This is a genomic window from Rhodococcus sp. WY5, from assembly GCF_018588185.1.
In the GTDB taxonomy this organism is placed as follows: domain Bacteria; phylum Actinomycetota; class Actinomycetes; order Mycobacteriales; family Mycobacteriaceae; genus Rhodococcus_F; species Rhodococcus_F qingshengii.
In genome coordinates, this window is record NZ_JAAMPR010000001.1 from 4,790,880 (window position 1) to 4,813,717 (window position 22,838).

Annotated in this window: 22 protein-coding genes; 16 read left to right on the forward strand and 6 right to left on the reverse strand. The window is 61.5% G+C overall.

What is annotated here, in order from left to right; genetic code table 11:
• Positions 1–3 precede the first annotated feature (3 nt).
• Positions 4–861: a type I methionyl aminopeptidase gene (gene map / locus G4D79_RS22075; protein WP_007734970.1), complete on the reverse strand. Its 858-nt coding sequence runs from the start codon at positions 859–861 to the stop codon at positions 4–6.
• A 29-nt stretch (positions 862–890) separates the two neighbouring features.
• Positions 891–1,610, reverse strand: a complete 720-nt coding sequence (locus G4D79_RS22080; RefSeq protein ID WP_214514381.1) for a transglutaminase domain-containing protein — start codon at positions 1,608–1,610, stop codon at positions 891–893.
• Between the two features lie 53 nt (positions 1,611–1,663).
• On the opposite strand from G4D79_RS22080, the gene G4D79_RS22085 reads away from it, so the two are divergent.
• The 4 genes from G4D79_RS22085 (at position 1,664) to G4D79_RS22100 (ending at position 4,448) form a co-directional block, all read left to right on the forward strand.
• Positions 1,664–2,014: a multidrug efflux SMR transporter gene (locus G4D79_RS22085; protein WP_214514382.1), complete on the forward strand. Its 351-nt coding sequence runs from the start codon at positions 1,664–1,666 to the stop codon at positions 2,012–2,014.
• Positions 2,011–2,337 carry a multidrug efflux SMR transporter gene (locus tag G4D79_RS22090; protein ID WP_003942819.1) on the forward strand — a complete coding sequence of 109 codons (327 nt, stop codon included), beginning with the start codon at positions 2,011–2,013 and terminating at the stop codon, positions 2,335–2,337. Before G4D79_RS22085 ends, G4D79_RS22090 begins: the two co-directional genes overlap by 4 nt.
• A 55-nt stretch (positions 2,338–2,392) precedes the next feature.
• A complete protein-coding gene (locus G4D79_RS22095; RefSeq protein WP_064688756.1) occupies positions 2,393–3,229 on the forward strand; it encodes an AraC family transcriptional regulator in 837 nt (278 codons plus the stop codon).
• Between the two features lie 142 nt (positions 3,230–3,371).
• Entirely contained in the window at positions 3,372–4,448 is a 1,077-nt protein-coding gene (locus G4D79_RS22100; RefSeq protein ID WP_223304443.1) for an iron-siderophore ABC transporter substrate-binding protein, read from the forward strand.
• 17 nt (positions 4,449–4,465) lie between these two features.
• On the opposite strand, the gene G4D79_RS22105 is transcribed toward G4D79_RS22100, so the two are convergent.
• Entirely contained in the window at positions 4,466–5,059 is a 594-nt protein-coding gene (locus tag G4D79_RS22105; protein ID WP_050656477.1) for a GNAT family N-acetyltransferase, read from the reverse strand.
• A 162-nt stretch (positions 5,060–5,221) separates the two neighbouring features.
• Between G4D79_RS22105 and G4D79_RS22110 the strand changes: the two genes are divergently transcribed.
• Both G4D79_RS22110 and G4D79_RS22115 read left to right on the forward strand, forming a co-directional pair.
• Positions 5,222–5,620 carry a hypothetical protein gene (locus tag G4D79_RS22110; RefSeq protein WP_007734954.1) on the forward strand — a complete coding sequence of 133 codons (399 nt, stop codon included), beginning with the start codon at positions 5,222–5,224 and terminating at the stop codon, positions 5,618–5,620.
• 75 nt (positions 5,621–5,695) lie between these two features.
• Positions 5,696–7,141: a hypothetical protein gene (locus G4D79_RS22115; protein ID WP_054825512.1), complete on the forward strand. Its 1,446-nt coding sequence runs from the start codon at positions 5,696–5,698 to the stop codon at positions 7,139–7,141.
• On the opposite strand, the gene G4D79_RS22120 is transcribed toward G4D79_RS22115, so the two are convergent.
• Both G4D79_RS22120 and G4D79_RS22125 read right to left on the reverse strand, forming a co-directional pair.
• Positions 7,119–7,496, reverse strand: coding sequence for an SHOCT domain-containing protein (locus tag G4D79_RS22120; protein WP_003942794.1), 378 nt, complete (start codon positions 7,494–7,496; stop codon positions 7,119–7,121). The genes G4D79_RS22115 and G4D79_RS22120 overlap by 23 nt on opposite strands.
• Before the next feature lie 133 nt (positions 7,497–7,629).
• Positions 7,630–7,881 (reverse strand): three-helix bundle dimerization domain-containing protein, encoded by a 252-nt coding sequence (locus tag G4D79_RS22125; RefSeq protein WP_007734945.1) that lies wholly within the window; start codon positions 7,879–7,881, stop codon positions 7,630–7,632.
• A 191-nt stretch (positions 7,882–8,072) separates the two neighbouring features.
• Between G4D79_RS22125 and ppk2 the strand changes: the two genes are divergently transcribed.
• Genes ppk2 through G4D79_RS22145 form a run of 4 tightly spaced genes read left to right on the forward strand, consistent with a single transcriptional unit; the run spans position 8,073 to position 14,398 of the window.
• A complete protein-coding gene (gene ppk2 / locus G4D79_RS22130; protein WP_085989950.1) occupies positions 8,073–8,903 on the forward strand; it encodes a polyphosphate kinase 2 in 831 nt (276 codons plus the stop codon).
• A gap of 27 nt (positions 8,904–8,930) precedes the next feature.
• On the forward strand, positions 8,931–11,672 hold the full coding sequence (locus tag G4D79_RS22135) for a cation-translocating P-type ATPase (RefSeq protein WP_214514383.1): 2,742 nt from the start codon (positions 8,931–8,933) through the stop codon (positions 11,670–11,672).
• Positions 11,673–11,689: 17 nt separating this feature from the next.
• Entirely contained in the window at positions 11,690–13,384 is a 1,695-nt protein-coding gene (locus G4D79_RS22140; RefSeq protein WP_214514384.1) for a SulP family inorganic anion transporter, read from the forward strand.
• A 48-nt stretch (positions 13,385–13,432) separates the two neighbouring features.
• Positions 13,433–14,398: an endonuclease/exonuclease/phosphatase family protein gene (locus G4D79_RS22145; RefSeq protein WP_214514385.1), complete on the forward strand. Its 966-nt coding sequence runs from the start codon at positions 13,433–13,435 to the stop codon at positions 14,396–14,398.
• 36 nt (positions 14,399–14,434) lie between these two features.
• On the opposite strand, the gene G4D79_RS22150 is transcribed toward G4D79_RS22145, so the two are convergent.
• On the reverse strand, positions 14,435–15,433 hold the full coding sequence (locus G4D79_RS22150; protein ID WP_228402203.1) for an Lrp/AsnC family transcriptional regulator: 999 nt from the start codon (positions 15,431–15,433) through the stop codon (positions 14,435–14,437).
• Between the two features lie 136 nt (positions 15,434–15,569).
• Between G4D79_RS22150 and G4D79_RS22155 the strand changes: the two genes are divergently transcribed.
• The 6 genes from G4D79_RS22155 to G4D79_RS22180 all read left to right on the forward strand — a co-directional run bounded on the left by G4D79_RS22155 (position 15,570) and on the right by G4D79_RS22180 (position 22,832).
• Positions 15,570–16,913: a DUF3100 domain-containing protein gene (locus G4D79_RS22155; RefSeq protein ID WP_007734920.1), complete on the forward strand. Its 1,344-nt coding sequence runs from the start codon at positions 15,570–15,572 to the stop codon at positions 16,911–16,913.
• Positions 16,914–16,965: 52 nt separating this feature from the next.
• Positions 16,966–18,180, forward strand: coding sequence for an amidohydrolase (locus G4D79_RS22160; protein WP_083057414.1), 1,215 nt, complete (start codon positions 16,966–16,968; stop codon positions 18,178–18,180).
• On the forward strand, positions 18,177–19,535 hold the full coding sequence (locus tag G4D79_RS22165; protein ID WP_083057417.1) for an L-serine ammonia-lyase: 1,359 nt from the start codon (positions 18,177–18,179) through the stop codon (positions 19,533–19,535). Before G4D79_RS22160 ends, G4D79_RS22165 begins: the two co-directional genes overlap by 4 nt.
• Before the next feature lie 126 nt (positions 19,536–19,661).
• The gene (locus G4D79_RS22170; RefSeq protein WP_250887561.1) at positions 19,662–20,567 is read left to right on the forward strand and encodes a hypothetical protein; all 906 of its coding nucleotides are present in this window, start codon (positions 19,662–19,664) and stop codon (positions 20,565–20,567) included.
• Positions 20,568–20,693: 126 nt separating this feature from the next.
• On the forward strand, positions 20,694–21,839 hold the full coding sequence (locus G4D79_RS22175; RefSeq protein ID WP_214514387.1) for a serine hydrolase: 1,146 nt from the start codon (positions 20,694–20,696) through the stop codon (positions 21,837–21,839).
• A gap of 306 nt (positions 21,840–22,145) precedes the next feature.
• Complete coding sequence (locus G4D79_RS22180) at positions 22,146–22,832, forward strand: TetR/AcrR family transcriptional regulator C-terminal domain-containing protein (RefSeq protein ID WP_214514388.1); 687 nt, start codon at positions 22,146–22,148, stop codon at positions 22,830–22,832.
• Positions 22,833–22,838: the final 6 nt, after the last annotated feature.

A 22,838-nucleotide genomic window follows, 5' to 3' on the forward strand; every position in this document is an offset into this window, starting at 1 on the left:
AACTCAAGGCAGGGTGAGAATCTCTGCACCGGTCTCGGTGACCACCAAGGTGTGCTCGAACTGCGCCGTCCACTTACGGTCCTTGGTGACGACGGTCCAGCCGTCCTCCCAGATCTCGTAGTCGATACCACCGAGGTTGATCATCGGTTCGATCGTGAAGACCATGCCCGGTTCGATGATCGTCTCGACCGCGGGCTCGTCGTAGTGCAGGATCACGAGGCCGTTGTGGAAGGTCTCGCCGATTCCGTGTCCGGTGAAGTCCCGGACGACGCCGTACCCGAACCGATGGGCGTAGGACTCGATGACACGTCCGATCACGTTGAGCGCGCGGCCGGGCTTGACGGCTTTGATGGCCCGCATCGTTGCCTCGTGTGTGCGCTCGACGAGCAAGCGGTTCTCTTCGGACACGTCACCGGCGAGGAATGTCGCATTGGTGTCGCCGTGTACCCCGTTGATGTACGCGGTGACGTCGATATTGACGATGTCGCCGTCCTGGATCACAGTCGAGTCGGGGATTCCGTGGCAGATCACCTCGTTGAGAGACGTGCAGCACGACTTGGGAAAGCTCTTGTAGCCCAACGTCGACGGGTATGCACCGTGGTCGAGCATGAACTCGTGTGCGATGCGGTCGAGTTCGTCGGTCGTGACACCGGGAGCGACAGCCTTGCCGGCTTCCTGCAGCGCGCCTGCAGCGATCTTGCTGGCGATGCGCATCGCCTCGATCGTTTCCGGCGTCTGAACCCAGGGCTCGTTGCCCTCTTTGGCGGTCGGCTTCCACGCGTACTCGGGCCGCTCGATCTTCGAGGGCACAGCGAGGACGGGAGAGACGGTTCCAGGGACCAATGGGGTACGCACAGACATGCAGAACAGCCTAGACCTCGCGTCGCGCGTCAGCCGGATGCACTCCAGTTCCGGAAAACCGGGTCGACGAGAATTCTGACGGGGGTCGACATCGACTGTCCGAATTCCTCGAAGAGCACGTCGCGAGATTCGAAGGTGCCCAGATCGCGGTCGACGAATTCGGAGAAGTCCAAGCAATCACACGAAACAGACTTGCCCCAACTGATCGGAGCGCGTCCGATCGCGTTGAACAGTGTCTCCTCGCCGGTGTTCGTGAACGGTTCGAGCGCTGAGACCACCGCAGGTGAAACGATCTCGGAGATGTCCTGCCAGCGTCCGTCGACCAGAAATTCCGGCCACGCCAGCAGCACTGACTTCGGAATCACCGCATGTAGACGCCGAAATCTCGGGTACCAGAATTCCCCGCGTAGTACGAGACCGCGTACTCGGGTGGCGATACCTCGGCGGCGAGCCAACGCTTCGACGACAGCCAGTCTCTGACTGCAGGATCCGCGCTCTCGACTCAATGTCACCGAGACGGGTTGCCGGTCGTCGAGGCCGTACACCGGCCGAATATTTGCAGCGACGCTGCGATGCGCCGACACCAGGAACTCCTGCGCCGACTGGATCGCACCTTCTGCAATGTCCTCGTAGAGGCGGGCCACGTCGTCGTGGCCCCAGTCGAGGATCGGAGTTGCGGCCACATCGCCACCCGACGCGTCGTGGCGGATGTCACCTTTGCGGATTCCACCGAGCAGTACGCACGTCATGTCTCAACCGTAGTGCGCGACCGGAATCGGTGGAGCCTGACAGAATCCCAACCGTGAAGAAATGGCTGTTGTTGATCACCGCGATCCTCACCGAGGTGTCTGCGACGCTGTCGTTGCGCGCCGCCCTCGATCACCCGGCTTGGTACATCGTGGTCGTCGGCGGATATCTCGCAGCATTCACCGCCTTGTCGTTCGTCCTGCGGGAGGGCATGGGACTCGGTGTTGCATACGGAATCTGGGGCGCAACCGGAGTTGTCCTGACCGCAGTATTCGCAACGGCCCTTTTCGGAGATCCTCTGACGGCCACCATGGGCGGCGGGATTGCACTGGTCATCGGCGGAGTGCTGTGCGTCGAACTCGGCTCTCAGGCCGCCGCCGACAGCGGGCCGGCGGACCCGGCATGACCTTCGTATTTCTGATCGCTGCAATTATTTCCGAGGTCACCGCGACGTTGTCACTACGGATGGCGTCGCAGGACGGCAGCGACAAACGATGGCTCGCGGTTGTCACCGTGGGGTATCTCGCCGCTTTCGCCTTCCTGACCCTTGCGCTCGACGCGGGCCTCACCATCGGCGTCGCCTACGGAATCTGGACCGCATGTGGAGTGGCGTTGACGGCAATCGCATCCCGTATTCTCTTTCGCGAACCGCTGACCAGGCTCATGATGGTCGGGATCGGCCTCATCGCGGCAGGCGTGCTTCTCATCGAACTCGGTGCGAGTCACTGATCGCTGCCCACATCAGTGTAAGGTTTACCTAACTTTGCTCTGGAGGTAGTCCACGGTGCTGATCCCTGCCCTTCGTGAAATCGACGACGGTCCACAGCTGGACGACGATTCCCACTTACGGGAATCCGACCGCCACACTCCGATGGCGCGCGCCGTCCCGGCGCCGTTCCAACTCACGACGTACATCGTCGAGACCGACCACATCACCCGGTGGCCAGAGCACGCTCACGTCGAGCACGAACTGATCTGGTCCGACCGCGGTGTCGTCAACATGATCATCGACAATCAACTCTGGACCGTCACGCCCGGCGTCGGCCTGTGGATCCCCCGCGGGGTCCTCCACGAAGGTCAGGCAAATCCCCACGTCGCATTCCGCGCCACGCTCTTCACTCCCGAGCTGTGGACCCCCGCCTGGAACGAACCGTGCATCGTGACACTGAGTGAGGCAGCCCGGGCACTGCTGATACACCTCGCCCACACCGGAATGCCTGCAGAACAACGCCTTCGGGCACAGCAGGTTTGTGTCGATCTCCTCACGCCGGCATCAGCACCTCACTTCGACGTACCGATCCCCCGAGATCCGCGGCTACGGATGCTCGTCGACAAAGTGCTGTCGGATCCCGCCGACGATCGATCACTCGATCAGTGGGCTCACGTTCTCAATCTCAGCCGACGTACGGTCACCCGGATTTTTGCCGCGGAACTCGCCTTGAGCTTTGCGCAGTGGCGCACTCTGGTTCGTATGAGCACGGCCCTCGGCATGCTCGGGACCGGAATGAGTGTGAACGCCGTCAGCCGCCGTGTCGGTTACGGGACGTCGAGTTCCTTCATCGCCGCTTTTCGCAAGACGGTCGGCTACACCCCCGGCAATGCGCTCGCCGCTGTCAACTGACTCGAGCCTGACCTGTTGTCGACATCGGCTGGCCCCTTCGCTACACGCACGCGCCCTACATTCACTTAGGTAAGCCTGCTCTCATGCGCGTACTGCGCTGAGTCGTGCAAGCACTTCCCTGATCAATCCCGAGGAGTTTCGCGTGTTCAGATCTGCCCGTCAGAGAATTCGTCCCCAGCGGAGGCGACGAATCGTTGTTGCGCTCATGCTGGCGGCGGCACTGCCTCTGACCGCCTGCACACAGTCGTCATCGGACGCCCAGGAAAACAATTCATCGGCATCCGCCGTCGAGGACGGCGCCTATCCCGTGACGATCAAGCACGCTTTCGGCGGGACCACCATCGACAAGGAGCCGACACGGATCCTCACCCTCGATTCCGCAGCGGCAGACACGGTCATCGCCCTGGGTGTCACTCCGATCGCGATGCAGAAGGACTCTTGGGCCGGCGACGCCGACGGGTTCCTGCCGTGGACCCGCGCCGAACTCGAAAAGTCGGGCCAGACGCTGCCCACGCCTGCGCCGTACTACTCCGACAGCGGCGAGCTACTGTTCGAGCAGATTCTCAATGCCGCGCCTGATCTGATTCTTGCCCCGTACTCGGGCTTCTCCGAGCAGGATTACCAGCGCCTGAGCTCGATCGCCCCGACCCTCCCGTACGACACCAAGCCTTATCAGCCCAGCTCGTGGCAAAACCTCGCCACCGATGTCGGCAAGGCACTCGGGCGTCCCGCTCAAACCGCGGCGCTGATCAAGTCGGTTGAGGAATCGGTCCAGGAATCGAAGGCGAGTCATCCCGAATTCAACGGAGTCACTTTCGCCTTCGGTTCCTACATCCGTGAAGGAGAAACCGAAACCGCCATCTACGGTCCGGACGATCCGCGCGTCAAGTTTGTCGAAAACCTCGGGCTCACAGTCGCTCCCGACGTGGTGAACGGCGCCAAGAACTTTGCCGGCGACTCGTTCCTTTTCGGCATCAGTATGGAAAAGCTCGACACGATCGACACCGACGTGTATCTCGGTTGGGCAAGCGATCAGTCGGAAGTCGACAGCACATTGGCCAACACTCTGTTCTCGCGGTGGCCGGTCATCGCCAACGGCAAGGACCTGTGGATCACCGACAATCGCCTGACTGCAGCGACAATGTACGTCAGCCTTCTGAGTGTTCCGTGGGCGACCGACGAACTCGTGCCACAGTTGACCGAACTGGTCGCAAAATAGCAGCCCGCTCGGTCTGATCAAGCAACTGAAGGCCACTCACCGCGAAGTGTCGCGAAAACCACGGTGTCGGTCCACTCGTTCTTGATCCACGCGTTCTGCCGAAAATGTCCCTCTCGCCTCATACCGATCCGCTGCGCGAGTCGCGCCGAGGATTCGTTTCTCGAATCCATTCGCGCGACCACGCGGCGCAATCGGGGTGTCGCGAACGCGAGGTCGATCAGAGCGGTCACTGCTTCCGTCGCGAATCCTCGGCCGCCGAACTCGGGCGAAAATGCCCACCCGAGTTCGGCGGTGTGCTCGACTTCGGCTGTGCAATCAGATTCTTCGACTCGCCAAGCACTCACGCTTCCGACAACCCGGCCCCCGTACTCGACAACAAGTGCCACCGCGCCCGATGCCAGGTCGCGGCGAGACATTCTGGTCTGCACGGCCTCCCGAGCCTCCGCGAGACTCCAGGGTTCGTTGAGCAAATATCGGCATACGTCGCTGCGCCCGTAGAAGGTGAGAAGATCCCGGTGATCGCCTGGGCGGTAGGTACGGAGCACCAGCCGGTCCGTCCGGATCACACCCGGTGCAGGCCTCATCGCCACACCTACGTCCGCCATATCCATGCCGTCACGGTAGGTTCTTTCGAATTCGTAGGCGAATGAATATCGCAATGCTGTGCAGCGCTCAATGTTTGATTTGCCCTCCGACGGGCTACTTCACCACCGTAAAAGGTCGGGACGGGGAAATATGCCAGGCTATTTCGCGCTTGAAATCTAGGGGCGGTCATGTCCGAGGATTCACTGGTAAAGCAGGGTGTGGCAAAAGGAAGCGCGCTGGGCGGAGCCGTTCTCCTCATCACAGTCGGCGTGCTCGAAATCCTCCAAGGCATCTCGGCGATATCGGAGGACGACGTGACAGTCGTCGGCCCGGAATACACGTACCAATTCGACCTCACTTCGTGGGGATGGATCCACCTCGTACTCGGTGTGCTCGTCACCGCTGTCGGAATCATGCTCTTCACCGGCGCGACGTGGGCACGGGTAGGCGCGATAGTCATCTGTTCTCTGTCGATCCTCGCGAATTTCCTGTGGCTACCCCACTCGCCGTGGTGGTCGATCATCATCATCGCGCTCGACGTATTCGTCATCTGGGCCGTCGCGACCTGGAATCCCGAGGTCATCTGAGGTCACCCGCCGAATCATCTTCGCAGTTCAGCATTTCAACTGTGCGCCAGTAGTTTCCGTCCCGGGAGGACCATCATGGCAAACGGCACGAGCGACGGACCACTCCAGGAGGACGAACGTGCCGAACTAGCCCGGTTGCGCGAAGAGGTAGCAACACTTCGCGAGCAGACTCCCAGCGCCCGCGAAACGACCGTCGAGAAAGTCTCCCGACCACCTCGACATGGGCTGCGGTGGACCGCGGTGACAATCCTGCTGGTGCTGGTCGCACTGCTCGCAGTCTTGTCGGTAACCACCCGCTTCGTACGTAGTCAGATCCTCGACACGGACCGCTACGTCAGCACGGTAGCGCCACTGGGTGAGAATCCAGCCGTGCAAGCGGAGATCACGAATCAAGTCACGGACGAGATCTTCGATCGCGTCGACGTCGAAGGGCTCACCACCGAGGCACTCACAGCATTGACGGACGTGTCGAATCTCGAAGCCAACGCCCCCCGCGTGGACCAGGCGTTGGTGGGTTTGGCACCGGTGATCGCCGGCCAGGCGAAGAGTTTCGTCCACGACACAGTGGCCTCGCTCGTTCGGACGCAGCAGTTCGAAGACCTTTGGATTCAGGCGAACCGAGCGGCGCACAACTCCCTCGTCGCCGTCATGACCGGAAACTACGGACCCGACTCGGTCGAGGTCGACCAGAGCGGAACGGTCAGCATTTCACTGAGCACGATCATCGACCGGGTGAAAACGGCGCTGACCGACCGCGGCTTCGCTTTCGCAGACAAAATCCCGTCCGTGGACAAGGAGTTTGTTCTCTTCCAGTCCCCCGAGCTGGTGAAGGCGCAGCGAGCCGTCTCGGCACTCGACAAGGTCTCGGCGGTGCTGCCGTGGTTGGGAATCGCTTGCGCAGCAGCCGCTGTCGCCGTTGCGCCAACCGGTCGCAGGCTTCGTACGCTGTCCCTGGTCGGTCTGTCGATTGCGTTGGGAATGCTTGTTCTTGCCATCGGAATTCTGATCGGACGTGCAATCTACCTCGACAGTGTCCCTACCGATATCCTCTCGCCAGACGCCGCCACCGCTGTCATCGACACAGTTCTGGTTCCGCTTCGGACGAGCCTTCGCGCGGTTGCGGTCCTCGGTGTGGTGGTGGGGCTCGGCGCCTACCTGATCGGTGGGTCGTCGTCGGCGATCGCCGTTCGTCGAGGCTACGGGCAGGCGTTGGACTTCGTCCGGCATTCTGCAAGCGGCCGAACGCCGAATCAGGTGGAGCGGTGGGCCAATCAGCTTCGTGTCCCACTGCGCTGTGCCATCATCGGCATCGCCGCACTGTTGCTGCTCTTCTGGCGCTACCCCACCGGATTGGTCGTTGGTTGGATCGTCGTCATTGCGCTCGTTGCTCTCGTCGCACTGGAAGTATTGGTTCGTCCCGCACGCGCCGCCGCGCAGGACGCCGCGCCTGACGACGGGGGAACCGACGACGCCAGGCCCGGGGCAGAAGATACGAAAACTACGCCAGCGCCTTTGCCTTGATGGCCTGGAATTCCTCTTCGTTGATCGCGCCTGAGTCGAGAAGCTCTCTGGCGTCGGCGATCTGCTGAGTCGGCGATTTCCCGGCGACCTTTCGAATGTAATCACTCTGCGCGTGTATGTGCTGTTGAGCGGCTTCCATCGACCGCCTCGTCATTCCGTCATTCTTGACGACCACGTAGATCATCGCGGACAGGAATGGAATGACGAAGAGGAATATCATCCACAACGCCTTGGCCCAGCCCGAAGTCTCGTGATCACGGAACAAGTCGGTGATGATCGAGAACAACACGCTCAAGTACGCCACAAAGGCAAAGCAGACGAAGATGAACCAGAAGAATTCCCAGAAGCCTTCCATGTCAACGCTCCCTGTACTCGGTTTTACACATCAGGAGTTCGGGAGGCTGACGTTCCGCGCCTGAGCTCCTGCATTCGGCCAGAACTCCCTGGTCCAAGGTCATTTCAGTATGCGCCGACGATCCCCGTTCCGGCTACAGCTCGAGAGAGTTCAGACTCGCCGAGCGCTCATCCATTATCGGAATCACGATTCTCCGATCCGAGATCTCTTGTCTGGCCGCCTTTTCGACCAGAAGAGGCACGAAGTCGCGGATCCGACATCCCGCAAAACGCTGGTGAATTGTTCGCACTCTGTTTTCGATCTCCGGTGGAGGAACGGCGGGATAGCGGGAAATGAGGCGAGTGATCACCCGCTCGACGTGGAGCAACTCTTCGTCGCCAGTCATCCATTAATGGTCGTCCGTCCAGCCGAGCACGTCAAGACTCGGAAAGGGTTCGAAAACAACACGATTCGGGTCTCGATTGCGAAGAGAATAGGTTCACCGAATATGGGGCATACACATAAGGGCGGACGGTTCCCCGCGCGCTCGCGTTGCGCTCATGATGCCAGGGAGTGGAAGTGGGAAAGAACGCTCGGATTCTTCACGACGACACCCCGTCGACCCTTACCGACGACGCGCCGCCCGTGGCAGAAAAGCCGATGAAGAACAAGGTGTACCGCCGCAAACTCAAGCCGTTGCACGGCGAACTCGTGGCTTTGCAGGAGTGGGTCAAATCGTCTGGAGCCAAGGTCTGCATCGTATTCGAAGGTCGAGATACCGCGGGGAAGGGCGGTGTCATCAAAGCCATCACCGAGCGAGTGAGTCCGCGAGTGTTCCGGGTCGTTGCGTTACCCGCCCCGACCGAGCGAGAGCATTCGCAGATGTATGTCCAGCGCTACGTCCCGCATCTTCCGGCTGGCGGTGAGATCGTCATCTTCGACCGAAGTTGGTACAACCGTGCCGGTGTAGAACGAGTAATGGGCTTTTGCACCGAAGAACAAGCACATCAATTTCTCCAGCTCATTCCGACCGTCGAACGCGCGATCGTCGAATCGGGAGTCATTCTGCTCAAGTACTGGCTCGAGGTCAGCGAAGAACAGCAGCTCTTACGTCTGCAGAGCCGGATCGACGACCCTCGAAAGATCTGGAAGCTGTCGAATCTCGATCTGAAGTCGTTCAGTCATTGGTACGACTACTCGCGTGCCCGCGACGAGATGTTTCGCTTCACCGACACCGGCTGGGCGCCATGGTATGTCGCAAACAACAATGACAAGAAACGCGGACGACTCAACATCATCAGCCACATTCTGAGTCAGATCCCCTACGAGCCCGTGCAATCCACGGACATCACCCTGCCGAAACGGCAGAAGGCTCACGGCTACCAGACGCCCAAACAACCGCTGCACTGGATTCCGACCCGGTATTGACGATCGCCAAGGAAAGGATGTGCGGTCATGAGCCCCACGCCGTGGCATGCGCAGAGTGGCGAATCAGTCGTGTCCGTACTGCAGTCGGACCCGGAGCGCGGACTGCAGTCGGATGAGGCCGACCAACGGCGACGACGCTACGGGTCGAACGAAATCACCTCGACGCCACCGCCGTCGACGTGGTCGATCGCGCTGTTGCAGCTGAAAGATCCGATGAACTTGATGCTCGTCGCCGTGGCCGCGGTCAGCATCGCCATCGGTGAAGTGCCGACAGCAATCGTGGTGGCGGTGCTCGTCGTGCTCAACATCGTCCTCGGAACTCGACAGGAGTTGAAGGCACGGGCCAGCGTCGACGCCCTCGCCAAGATGCAGACGCCCCAAGCACGGGTCATTCGTGACGGGAACCTGATTCAACTCGACGCTACCGAACTGGTGCCGGGTGACATCGTCCAAGTCGAGGCAGGAGACATCATCGCTGCCGACGGACGGTTGCTCGCCACCACCACCCTGGAGACGCAGGAAGCCGCATTGACCGGGGAAAGCGCGCCGATACCGAAGGACCCGAATACGCTGAACAACGAGGATATTCCGCTCGGAGACCGCAGCAATCTGGCCTTCCAGAACACCTCGGTCACCCGCGGCACGGCGACCATGGTGGTCACCGAGACCGGGATGCAGACGCAGATAGGCCGGATCGCGTCGATGTTGTCGGCGGTCGCCCCTGGCAAGTCGCCACTTCAACGTGAATTGGACTCTCTCACCAAACTTCTCGGAATCATCGCGTGGACGGCAGTGATCGTCATCGTCGTCATCGGGCTCCTTCGTGGGCAGGACCTGACTACGCTTCTGCTCCTTGGTATCGCAATGGGAGTGTCCGCGATTCCGACCGGCCTGCCAACATTCGTCCAGGCGATGCTGGCCTACGGTGCCCGTCAACTGGCCGACGCCAAGGCCGTCGTGAAGAACCTGACCGACGTCGAAACACTCGGCGCGACCAGTGCAATCAACTCGGACAAGACCGGCACGCTGACCATGAACCAGATGACCGTCCGATCGCTGTACGTCCACGGCCGTTGGTACACGGTCGAGGGCGAAGGCTATGCCAAAGCGGGAAGGATAACGCAGGTTGCCGGCGAGGCGCCGCCCGACTTCACCCTTCTCGCATACGGACTGTGTCTCGACAGCGATGCAACGGTTTCCGATTCCGGGGAAGTTGTCGGCGACCCGACCGAGGCCGCGCTCGTGGTGCTCGCGGCAAAGATCGGTGCCGACGCCCCACTCACCAGACGGACCTACCCGCGGGTGGCGACGGTTCCGTTCGATTCCGCGTACAAGTTCATGGCCACGTACCACCATCTCGAAGTCGACGGCGTAAGTCAGTTCGTCGGATTGGTCAAGGGCGGACCCGATGTCGTCCTCGCTCGGTGTTCTTCGGCCTTTCTCCCCGGCCGTCGGCAGGTCCCGATCGAGGAAGTCCGAGACGAACTCACGGCAGCAAATCAGTCCATGTCCGAAAAGGGTCTTCGGGTGCTGGCATTCGCGGTCAGACGCCTCGACGGACGGGAAGACGCTGTCGTGGCCGACCCCATGTCCTTTGTCGAGGACCTGACGTTTGTCGGTATGGCAGGCATCATCGACCCGCTGCGTCCGGAGGCGGTCGATTCGGTGCGAACCGCACACCGGGCCGGCATCGAGGTCCGCATGATCACCGGCGACCATGCCATCACCGCCGCAGCGATCGGTGCCGAACTCGGACTCGGCCCGGGCTCGGTGGGCGGAGGAGAGTTGCAAGCGATGACCGATGAAGAACTGTCGACCGCGTTGCCGAACCTGCACGTGTTCGGCCGCGTCACTCCGCAGGACAAACTTCGCTTGGTCGATGTCATGCAGAGCGGTGGCGCCGTCGTCGCGATGACCGGAGACGCGGTCAACGACGCCGCCGCGTTGAAGAAGGCAGACATCGGCGTCGCCATGGGCTCGGGCAGTGAGGTGACCAAACAGGCGGGCAAGATGGTGCTCACCGACGACAACTTCGGCACCCTCATCACCGCGATCACTTTGGGCCGCAACATCTACGGAAAAATCGTCTCATACATCCGCTACCAGATGTCGAAACTCTTCTCCTTGGTTCTCCTCTTCCTCGCTGCGAGCATCTTCAACATCAACGAGGGTGTGGCACTGACGCCACTGATGGTGCTGTTCCAGCACTTCTTCATCACACTGTTCCCCGTCGCCGTGATCATGCTCGACCCGCCGCCACCGGATCTGATGAACAAGCCTCCGCGCGATCCCAAGATGCCGATCGCACATCGAAGCGCAGTCGCTCAGTGGCTCGCGTACGGTGTCCTGCAATTTGCCGTGACACTCGCGGCGATGCTTCTCGCACCCGGTGAAATGAGTACTTCCGAGGCGAATGTTCCCATGACCACAGCATTCGTAGTGCTCTCTCTCGGTTCGATTCTCGCGGGGCTGACCATGCGGCGTGATCCCGAGTCCGGCGTGGTTCCACCGGTTCTCGGTGCCATCAAGATCTTGACGATCCCCACGGTCGTGACCGTATTCGCCGTCGAGGCGGGCGTCCTCCAGGACCTCCTCATGACAACCTCACTGACCGGCGCCCAGTGGCTCGCCTGCCTGGGTTGGTCGCTGATCATCCCGGTTGTCGTCGAGTTGGACAAGGCAATTCGACGCCGCCGCCTCGCACAGGCACCTGCGCCCCTCCCTGCGACCACCGCGGTTGCCCCCGAGCGCGCCCGTTCGCTCCACTGAGGGAGGACAATCAAACGATGATGTGGGCGGAGAGTCTAGGTCGGCTACCGGGCGTCGCGACTGCCCGTGGGTATCGCCGCGAGTGGTTGCGAACAGACGTCACTGCCGGACTCGTCTTGACTGCCCTGCTCATCCCGGCAGGCATGGGCTACGCCGAGGCCGCCGGGTTGCCTGCGTACGCCGGGCTGTACGCCACCATCGTGCCTTTGCTCGCGTACGCGGTAGTCGGGCCCTCGAAAATCCTTGTACTCGGACCTGATTCGTCACTGGCGCCGCTGATTGCCGCCGCGGTCATACCGCTGGCAGTGGTCGGCGATTCGGAGAATGCGCTTGCACTAGCCGGTGTTCTCGCCATTCTTGTCGGACTCATCCTCGTGATCGGCGGATTCCTTCGTCTCGGCTTCGTGACCGAACTCCTCTCGAAACCGATCCGTCTCGGCTACCTCAATGCCATTGCAGTCGTCGTCGTAGTTGGTCAGATTCCCAAGCTGCTCGGATTCTCCGTCGACGCGTCCGGTCTACTCGGTGAAATCGGCGGGATCTCAAAGGCCCTGGTGGGTGGCGACGTCGACCCCCTCGCTGCCGCCATCGGTGTCGGTTCGCTAGTCGTCATAGTCGCCTTCCGGCTCTGGGTACCTGTTGTTCCCGGCGTTCTGGTGGCCGTTGTCGCGGCCATAGTCTTGTCCGCTGCCGCCGGTCTCACCGATGACATCGGCATGGTCGGCGCACTACCGGAAGGACTCCCCCTCCCTTCCGTCGGTGGAGTCACCTGGCAGGACGTCGGCCATCTGATCGGGCCCGCCGCCGGTATCGCATTGATTGCCTTCGCCGACACCGGCGTTCTCTCGCGCACCTTCGCCGCCCGCCACGGCGAGGACGTGAACGGCAGTACCGAAATGAAGGCGATCGGTGTCGCGAACGTGGCCGGCGGGCTGTTCGGCGGGTTTCCGATCTCGGCGAGCGGGTCACGAACTCCGGTAGCCGAACAGAGTGGGGCGCACACACAATTGGCCGGCGTCGTCGGGGCGCTCGCGGTCCTGGTGTTCGTCCTCGTCGCTCCCGGACTCACGGCATATCTGCCCGATGCAACACTGGCCGCCGTCGTCATCGTCGCCGCGTGTGCACTGATCGACGTGGGCGGCATGGTCCGCATGTGGCGCATGAGCACCGTGGAATTCGGCCTCGCCGTCGCGGCGTTTCTGGGCGTCGCCCTGGTCGGTGTGCTACAAGGCATCCTTGTAGCGATCGGACTGTCCTTCGCAGCGGTCATCGCGCAGGTATGGCAGCCACATCGAACCGAACTCGTCGAGACGGGCGAACCCGCCGGATTCCACGACATCGAACGCCATCCAGATGGGCATCGCATCCCCGGCCTGGTGTTGGTGAGGTTTGACGCGCCACTGTTTTTCGCGAACGGCGAGATCTTCGACGAGTACGTTCGCTCCGTCGTCGCCAAGGCGCCAGATCCGGTCGACTGGGTGGTTATAGCCGCCGAACCGATCACCGGACTCGATACAACGGCAGTCGACGAACTCGTCGATCTGGATACATTCCTCGAAGGCAAAGGAATTCGGTTGGCATTCGCAGAGATGAAAGGTCCGATCAAGGATCGACTCATCCGATTCGGAGTCGGGGATCGATTCGATTCGACGCACTTCTACCCGACCGTCGAAGCCGCCGTGAACGCATTCCGCACCCGAACCGACGACTGACAAACGCCAGGCAGTCGGGAGCCGTGGCTGCATTGGGTACCGTTTGGTATGGGATTCACGACGGACAATGTTCCGGCACGCCGTATCGCTCAGGTCGCCGGCGTGGGCGGTATCGCCGTCGGCGTTGTCTCGCTGATCGCGTTGTACTCCACCAAGCCGATCAACCCGTTGATCGCCGTGGCCTCCTTCGTCCCGATACTGCTTGCGGTCACACTCGCAGCGTCCCTGATATGCCTGGTCTTTCGCCGCTGGATCCTGCTGGCGATCTCGGTGGTACTGATTGCGGTGGGCGCGTCGGTGATCAGTCCACTGTATGTGGCAAACAGTTCCGAAATCGACGGGCCGACTCTGCGCGTAATGCAAGCAAACCTTCTCTTCGGGCAGGCAGATCCCGCCAGTTTGACTGCGACGGTGCGCGAGAAGGCAATCGACGTCCTGACGGTTCAGGAACTGACCACATCACTCGAAGGCTCTCTCAGAGATCAAGGACTCGAGCAACTGCTGCCGCATCACTACTTGGTACCGGACGAGGCCGGCGGGGGTGGCGCCGGTATTTACAGCCGTTATCCGCTGACGGAAACTCGGGAATTGAACGGATTCGGACCGACCAATCTTGTTGCCGAAGTGGGCTTCTCGACCCCGTTCACCCTTCTGGCGGTTCACCCCGGACCGGCGTACGTGACCCCGCCCGACGTGTGGACTGCCGAGCTGAGCACTTTGCGAAACGCGCTCGACGCTGCTGCCGCCGAGGAAACCGTCATCGTCAGTGGCGACTTCAACACCACATTCACGCACAAGCAATTCCGTGACCTCCTCGATGTCGGCTACTCCGATGCCGCAGACCAATTGGGAGTAGGCATCGTGCGCACCTATCCGGCGGACAAGAAATTTCCCGCGATCGTCGGCATCGACCATGTACTTCTGCGGGGCGGACAGGCGAAGTCACTCGAGCGGATCGAGATCGAAGGTTCCGATCACTTCGGCTTGATCGTCGACGTGGCGATCCCCAACTAGTCGGAGAGCACCCGACCCGAGCGAACGAGTTGCGGATCACCCGTGCTTCGGCATGCTTCGACCCGACACATCGATCGTCCGATGCAGGTGATGCGGCGTACGCAGGACGATCGACCGGTCCACCACGGATACGCCCGGAAACTGCTCGGCGAGATAACCTTCCAGACGCTGCACGTCGTCGATCGAGCGCAGCCACACCGCCAATGCGATGTCGTAGCTGCCGATCGTAGAAGCAACAAGCCTCGCCTCACGCAGGTGCGAAAGACGCTGAGCAATTGCCTCCTTTCGCCCGTCGAGACGTAAGAAGTACCAGGCGTAGACCGGCCAGCCGGAGTAGGGCCGAGCAATCTCCGTGCGGACGACCAGTCGCCCCGTCGACAGCTCGTGAGAAAGGAGCGCCCCAGCGCGAGCCGGCGTGACTCCGAGGGCCGCAGCGAGTGCCGAGACGGTGACACGTGGTTCGCGAGAAAGAATGTCGAACAGCTGCGACTGTTCCTCTTCGCCGGCGCGTACACCACGAATCTTTCCCGCCGGGGCCGACTCGAGCGCGGCAATTTCTTCCGCATCGAGAGCACGTAGACGCCAGTTCCTCGCGTCGGAGTTCGCCGAGGACACGATCTGAGTTCGCATCGCGGTGATCATCGGCAGGGATTGTGTTCGCTCCAACACGTACCTGGACAATTGATCGAGGTCAGTGCAGGTGAGCGTGACGAGCAGATCCCGATTGCCGGTTGTGAGATCGACTGTGAGAACTTCGGGATCGTGCGCGATCTGTTCGGCAACGCTCATGGTCTGTGCCGGTGCGCATTCGATCTCGAGAAGTGCGGTCGCCGACACGATGGGTCCACCACGGTACGCAGCGATCCACGCTATTCCTTGCGAGTGCAGACGCTCCCAACGCCTGGTCAGGGTGACCGGGTCGGAACCGATCGCGCGTGAAAGCTCGGACCACGACGCTCGCGGCCTGATCTGCAGTGCGTTCAACAGCCGAAGATCGTCGTCCTTGAGCATCTGATCCTGCACCGAGGACCTCACTTTCAGAAGAATGCTGCACCGAAACAGGATCGAAACGCGTCGATCCTAACTTCATCACATCAATAGTCCACCAAATCCTGAGCCTCGAGAACCCTTACTTCTTGCGTTCGTTCGCCCCCTCGAGAAAGACACCGACATGACCGAAGCATTCCCTGTCTCGCATGACGATTCCCCAGTCAGCGATCAAACCGCGACGCAAAAAGTCGTTTTTGCCATGCGGTCGCCACGGCTGTGGATCGTGGTGATTCTGCTCCTCGGGCTTGCGGCAGGCGCGCAACTGATCGGCCCCGCAGTGATTCCCGTCGGCGCTGCCGCCATCACGATCCTGCCCATGGTGTGGGGACTGATTGCCGGCGGTGTCGTCTCGAGCCAGAAGTGGAAACCACTCGGCCTCGACCTTCAGGCTGCGGCCTCGGCAATCATGGGCCTGGCTGTTCTCTTGCTTTGTGCAAGGTTGTCTTTCACCATCGGCCCGAACATCCAATTGTTGTTCGAGGCGGGCCCCGCACTGCTACTGCAGGAATTGGGGCACTTGTTCGGCACTATCGCTCTCGCACTCCCGCTGGCGGTACTCCTTCGGATGGGGCCGGCCACCGTCGGAGCAACCTTCTCCATCGACCGCGAGGGTTCCTTCGCGATGGTCAGCGAACGCTACGGCCCCGATTCCGACCAGTACCGTGGAGTCCTGTCGATGTACGTCTTCGGCACTCTGTTCGGTGCCGTGCTGATCAGCCTGATTGCGTCACTGGCTACATCCTTCAACATCTTCGACCCCCTCGCATTGGCGATGGGTGCCGGCGTCGGATCCGGCTCGATGATGGCTGCCGCTGCCGCCAGCGTCGTTTCGGCGCACCCCGAGATGGCCGACCAGGTACTCGCCGTGGCGGCCACATCCAACATCATCACCGGCCTCCTCGGCGTGTATGTCGGCATGTATGTCGCACTCCCCCTTGCTGATCGAATCTACGGCGCACTCACCAAGCGCTCGAAGACGACCAGCGAACGGAAAGCCGACACTGCCCCACGAGCGGTTGCGCCGAGCGTCACCGTGCCGCTGACCACGATCGTTCCGATTCTGTTCGTCGGTGGGGTCATCGTCTCCTCGATCGCAGCGGGTGGCGTATCTCGATCGATCATCGTCGGTTACTTGATCCTCACCGGATTGTTGCTCCTGGGCGTCGGCGTGGCCCGCCTGACCCGCGGCAAGATCGCGGCGATGATCGCAATCATCACCATCGGCGCCTTGGCGACAACACCGTGGTCCCCCATCGGTGATTTCGTCTCGAGCACCGTCGGGACTGTCGACTTTCTCTCGATCTGCACCCTCACCTTGACTGTCGCAGGTCTCAGCCTCGGCAAGGACCTTCCCTTGCTCAAGACGATCGGCTGGAAGATCGTGCCCGTCGGAATCGTCGCGATCCTCGCCTCTTACCTACTTTCCGTGGTCGTCGCGGAGTTCGCGCTGGGCCTCTGGCACTAGAACTGCACCCGAAAACGCTGAGAACCAAAGATGTTGAAAGGAACCAATACCCATGTCCATCGCTGACCCCCGCACCCGCACAGACTCGGTTTCGAGCACGATCGAGAAGTGGGCATCACGCCTCATCGACGTCAGCCACACCATCCATGCTCACCCAGAATTGGCATTCGAAGAGCATCATGCGTCGGCCCTCTTGGCGGACGCCGCGCAGGAAGCCGGCTTCACGGTTACTCGCGCCGCCTACGGCCTCGAGACGGCATTCGAAGCGGTGCGGGGCTCCGGCCCTTTCCGCGTCGTCGTCTGCGCCGAGTACGACGCCCTTCCCGACATCGGTCATGCGTGTGGACACAATGTCATCGCCGCTGCCGGACTGGGAGCAGCTGTCGCGCTCGGAGAGGTCGCGGAGGAACACGGCCTGACCGTCGTCCTTCTCGGTACGCCGGCCGAAGAACATGGCGGCGGGAAAGTCTTGCTGCTCGAACGTGGCGCATGGGAGGGCGCGGCGATGTCGATCATGGTCCACGGCGCTGCAGGTGAAGACGTCAGTTGCACCGTCACCGGAACGCAGGCAGTCGACCGGTTCGACGTGACCTACACCGGAAGAGCCGCACACGCGGCCGCTGCGCCACACAAGGGCATCAACGCAGGTGACGCCGCCACGATCGCCTTGGTCGCCATCGGACTTCTCCGTCAACAACTTCCGTCCGACGTCAGGCTCAACGCCTATGTCGAGCACGGCGGCGAAGCAACAAACATCATTCCGGCCTCGACGTTGGTGCGAGCGGAAGTTCGGGCCGCAGAACTCGACGTGCTGTTGGACGCCAAGCGTCGTATGCTCTCCTGCTTCGAGGGCGCAGCTGTGGCCAGCGACTGCTCCTGGTCGACCGAACGCGCCGAACCGCGCTACGAGGAGCTTGTTCAACATCGCGTGCTGGCGACGATCTGGGACGAGGAGATCGCGAGCCTGGGCCGCACCGCGGCCGCCCGAACTCCCCTGACCGGCGGCTCGACAGACATGGGCAACGTGTCGAAGGTGGTTCCCTCGATCCACCCGATGATCGCGTTACGCGGCGTTACCGGAGTTCCTCACACGATCGAGTTTGCCGCTGATGCCCGCTCCGCAGCGGGCGACGAAGCTGTTCTGCACGGAGCAATTGCAATGGCGCGCACTGTGATCCGAGCCGCCACCGGAGACTCGCGCTCCAACCTCCTGACGATTGCGGCCCAGCGCGAGTCAGGAGCGACTACCGTCACGAGCGCCGAATGAGCACCACCGGCGTCTATGTTTCCGCGCTCGAATTCTTCTCCATCGGCATCGGGCCCTCCAGTTCACACACGGTCGGTCCGATGCGAGCCGCCCGCACTTTTGTCGGCGAGCTCTCCGACGCCGGCTTGACCGCGTCGGTCGACCGAATTCGCTGCAATCTGCACGGCTCTCTCGCCGCCACCGGAATAGGGCACTGCACTCCCGACGCGGTGATCGCGGGACTTCGTGGGTTGGATCCTGAAACGTGCGAGCCGAACGACGTTCACGGGCGTTGGGCCGAGCTCTCGGACGGCGGATCGGTGAAGCTCGTCGGCGGCTCACTCAGGCACGTTGTGTTCACTCACGAGGACATGGTGTTCGAGCCGCTCGTTCGCCGTCACGGGCACCCCAACTCGATGACACTGACCGCCTTCAGCGGTCGCGAAATCGTCTGTACGAGTACATATCTGTCGATCGGTGGCGGATTCGTACTGCGCGCCGGAACGGAGACGCAAGCAAGCGCGCATTCGATCAACTCACGCTATCGAACCGCGAAAGAGCTACTGGCGGAATGCGGCTCCGGAACTATCGCCGAGTTGGCACTGTCGGACGAAATCGCGATGCACGGCCAGGATCGGGCATTCACCGGCATCGACGCGATCTGGTCCGCGATGCGCACATGCATCGAACGCGGCACCCAGACCGAAGGTGTATTGCCCGGGCGTCTCGGAGTTCGCCGAAGAGCACGGTCTGCGAACATTCAACTGGAACAACGTAACTGCGCCCCCTCCTCACGCGAGTGGCTGACCGTCTACGCCATGGCGGTCAACGAAGAAAATGCAGCAGGTGGCCGCGTGGTAACGGCTCCGACGAACGGCGCTGCGGGCATCGTGCCGGCGGTGCTCTATCACCACATACGCGCTACGGGCGCCGGCGTTCACGACGTTCGAACCTTTCTCCTCACCGCTGCCGCAATCGGATCGATCATCAAGGCGAATGCCTCGATCTCGGGCGCGGAGGCGGGGTGCCAAGGCGAGGTCGGAGCTGCCTGCGCGATGGCGGCAGCCGGCTTGTGCGCTGTCATGGGCGGATCACCACGACAAATCGAGAATGCAGCTGAGATTGCCATGGAACACCATCTGGGGCTGACCTGCGATCCGGTTGGTGGCCTGGTCCAAATCCCCTGCATCGAACGAAATGCCGTAGCCGCCTCGACTGCAGTCACCGCAGCTCAGCTCGCATACCTCGGTGACGGGACGCATGTGGTGAGCCTCGATACCGTCATCGAAACCATGCGCCAAACCGGAAACGACATGTCCGTGCGTTACAAGGAAACAAGTGAAGGCGGGCTCGCCGTCAATGTCGTCGAGTGCTGAGGAGGATGTCGACGGCAGCGGCGAGGGCGGGCGGACGCCGTCGCCGGAAATATCATCCTCTCGAACGATGAAGTCCGGTGTACCGATTTCTACACTCGGTGACATGACTTTGTGGACGGTGACCAGATGATCGCTCATCACGCTGGAGGAATCCCACTGCACAATTCTTCACGGCACAACACTGCGGGGCCGTCGCGCTCGACGCAGTCCTCAGGTCGCAAGATCGCCGCGTTGATCGCGTTGGTCGCCGGTTTCTCCGCTGCCTTCGTTCTCGCCCCGGGCATGCTGACGAGTAGGCCGGGTGATGGGTACGCAGACCAGGGAGAACTCGTCGAGACGGTCCGCGCCGCGTTCGTCGAATACTGGAGTTCCGGTGTCCAAGCCTTCTCGCCGAGCTTGGAGTCCGCTGTCGACTACTGGCTGCGGTACCACGTGGCCAAGGCCGTGATCGCGGTAATCCTGCTGACGGTTCTGCTCGCACTCGGCCGGATGCTCAAGGCGTCGTTCGTGAACGCCGGCCCTCTGACGGCTGGAAAGAAACTCGCATTCGTCTCGGCGGGAGGGCTGGTCACGCTCCTCGCGATGTTTTCCTCGGTACTCGTGATGGCAAATATCCAAGGTGTCGTTGCACCCTTCTCCTCGCTGATCTCGATGTTGCCCGTGGCCCAGACGGATGGGGCACTCTCCGAAACTGTCGGGCAGGTCCGACAACAGCTCGCTCAGTCGACGGGCACCGGAAATCAGCAAAGTCCCGCCCTCGAACTGATGATCAGCGACTTCGCGCGGTATCACTTGGCCATGGCGGTGATCGCGCTGATCGCGACAGCAATATCACTGGCCGTGACTGTGGTCGTGTGGGCACGCTTCGCGAGAACGGCACGATCCGAGCGACGGACGAGATTCATGTCGGGGTCGATAGGTCTTCTCACTGCACTGTTCACGCTGGGATTGATCGTTGTCGGCGTAGCAAATATGGGCACCGCGGCAGACCCCGCGCTGGCCCTGGCGGCGTTCTTCGACGGCGGGCTCTGACCCAAGTCAAGGGTTCAGACCAGGGTTCCGTAGTCCCCCGGTACCGGTTGAGGAGGTACCTGGGGACTGCGTCTGCCGTACCCGGGGTCGATGTGTGAGTGCCCTCGGACAGGCAGAGTTCGACTCATGAAAACCGGAGCAAGACGCATCATGCTTGTCGGCCTGTGCAGCGCCATGGTTGGAGCTGTAATCAGCTGCAGCACGGACAAATCCACAGACACATCCGACAAGATCATGGACTCGACCATCACCGACCAGCTCGATTCGATCGTCGACGCAGCGGTGAATTCGACCGGGATTCCCGGTGCGATGGTGGGCATTTGGGGGCCCGACGGCAACTACGTCAAGGTTGCAGGAGTCTCGGATACGGCAACCAAAGCGCCGATGGAAACCGACTTCTACCACCGGATCGGTAGCGTCACCAAAACATTTACCGTCACCGCCCTGCTGCAATTGGTCGACGAGGGAAAGATCGGTCTCGACGATCCGATCTCCCAGTACGTCGACGGCGTCATGGAAGGCGATGCGATCAACCTGCGCCAGCTGGCGGGGATGCGCAGCGGCCTCGTGGCCTACACGACGTCCGAACAGTTTGTCATGGATGTTCTTTCCGACCCTCGCCGATCATTCACATCCGAAGAGCTCTTCGGATACGTCAAGGACCTCCCACTCCAAATTCGACCAGGAACCACTGTCGATTACTCGAATACCAACACCCTTCTGCTCGGCATGGTCATCGAAAAGGTCTCCGGCTCAAAACTGTCGGAAGTCATCGACACCAAGATCACGACACCACTCGGAATGGAGCACACCAGCTTTCCCACCACCAACGCGTTCCCGACACCACACGCTCAGGGGTACACCAACCAAACGCTCGACGAATCCGTGACCGCGGCGACGGACTGGAATCCGTCGTGGGGCGGCGCCGCGGGTGCAATGATCTCGTCGTTGGACGACATGCGCATTTGGGTTCCGGCGCTGGCCAAAGGCGATCTCCTGACCGACGCCACTCAGAAGCAGCGCCTGCAAACCGTGAGCTTGAGCGAAGGGGACGACAGCTCCGGCTACGGACTCGGTTTGTTCAACAGCGGCGGCTGGATCGGTCACAACGGAAGCCTGCCCGGCTACAAGACAGTCTCGGTCTACTTGCCTGAGAAGGACACAACCCTGGTCGTCTTCATCAACACCGACATCGACGGAGAGACCGACCTGACCAGTGCTTTGATGGTGCCGATCACCAAGTTGATCAGCCCGGGCAACGTCTACGGCTGATCACCTCGGGTCCGATCCACAATTCGGACGAAAGTGACATCACGGGTTTCGATCTGTCGATAGGCTCGACCGTCGACAGATCGAAACCCGAAAGAGGCACTCATGGGATCGTTGAACGACTGGCTTCTCGACAGCGACAGCCCGCTCGTGGGGATTGTGGGTGGCATCCTACTGACGATCGCAATGCTCTCCGGCGGTTCAGGCATGTAACCCACCGCTCCCGATATGGCTCCGCACAGCGGTCGACGTTCAGTGCGTGATCCAACGAACATGTTCGTTACGAACATGTTCGTGTACCGTGAAATCATGCCCACTCAGCCAACAAGTCCGTCGAGCCGTCGCAATCGTCCGGCCAAACCCGCTCTGACACGCGAGGGCATCGTCAGTACCGCGGTGGAAATCTTGCGGTCGGAGGGCTTGCAGAAAGTGACGATGCGTCGACTCGCCCTCGAACTCGACACCGGGCCGGCATCGATGTACGTGTACGTGCGCAACACAGTCGAGCTGCATGCCGCGGTTCTCGACGAACTCCTCGGAGTCGTGGACCTCGCCGAAAATTCCTCCGGCACTTGGCAAGCTCGCCTTGAACGGGTGTTGACCTCGTACACGGCCGTGCTGTTCGATCATCCCGGTCTCGCCCAGTCGGCACTCGTTTCCCGACCCAGCGGAGTTCACTACGTGCGCCTGCTCGAGCGCCTGCTGGCATTGCTCGACGAAGGCGAAGTCCCTCCAGGTCAGGCCGCGTGGGGCGTGGACTTGCTACTGCAGTACGCGACGTCCACTGCCGCCGAACACTCTGCGCCGAACAATTCCGCCGACGCGGATGCCCGATGGAGCGCGTTGACCGACGCAATCCAGAACGCAAACCCGCAGACGCACCCACTCGTCGCAGGCCATGCAACAGCTCTACTTGCCGGTGAACCCTCGGCGCGCCTCTCCTGGGGATTCCGCACGCTCATCACGGGCATCGAGAACACCCCACTCACTTCTTAGGAACCC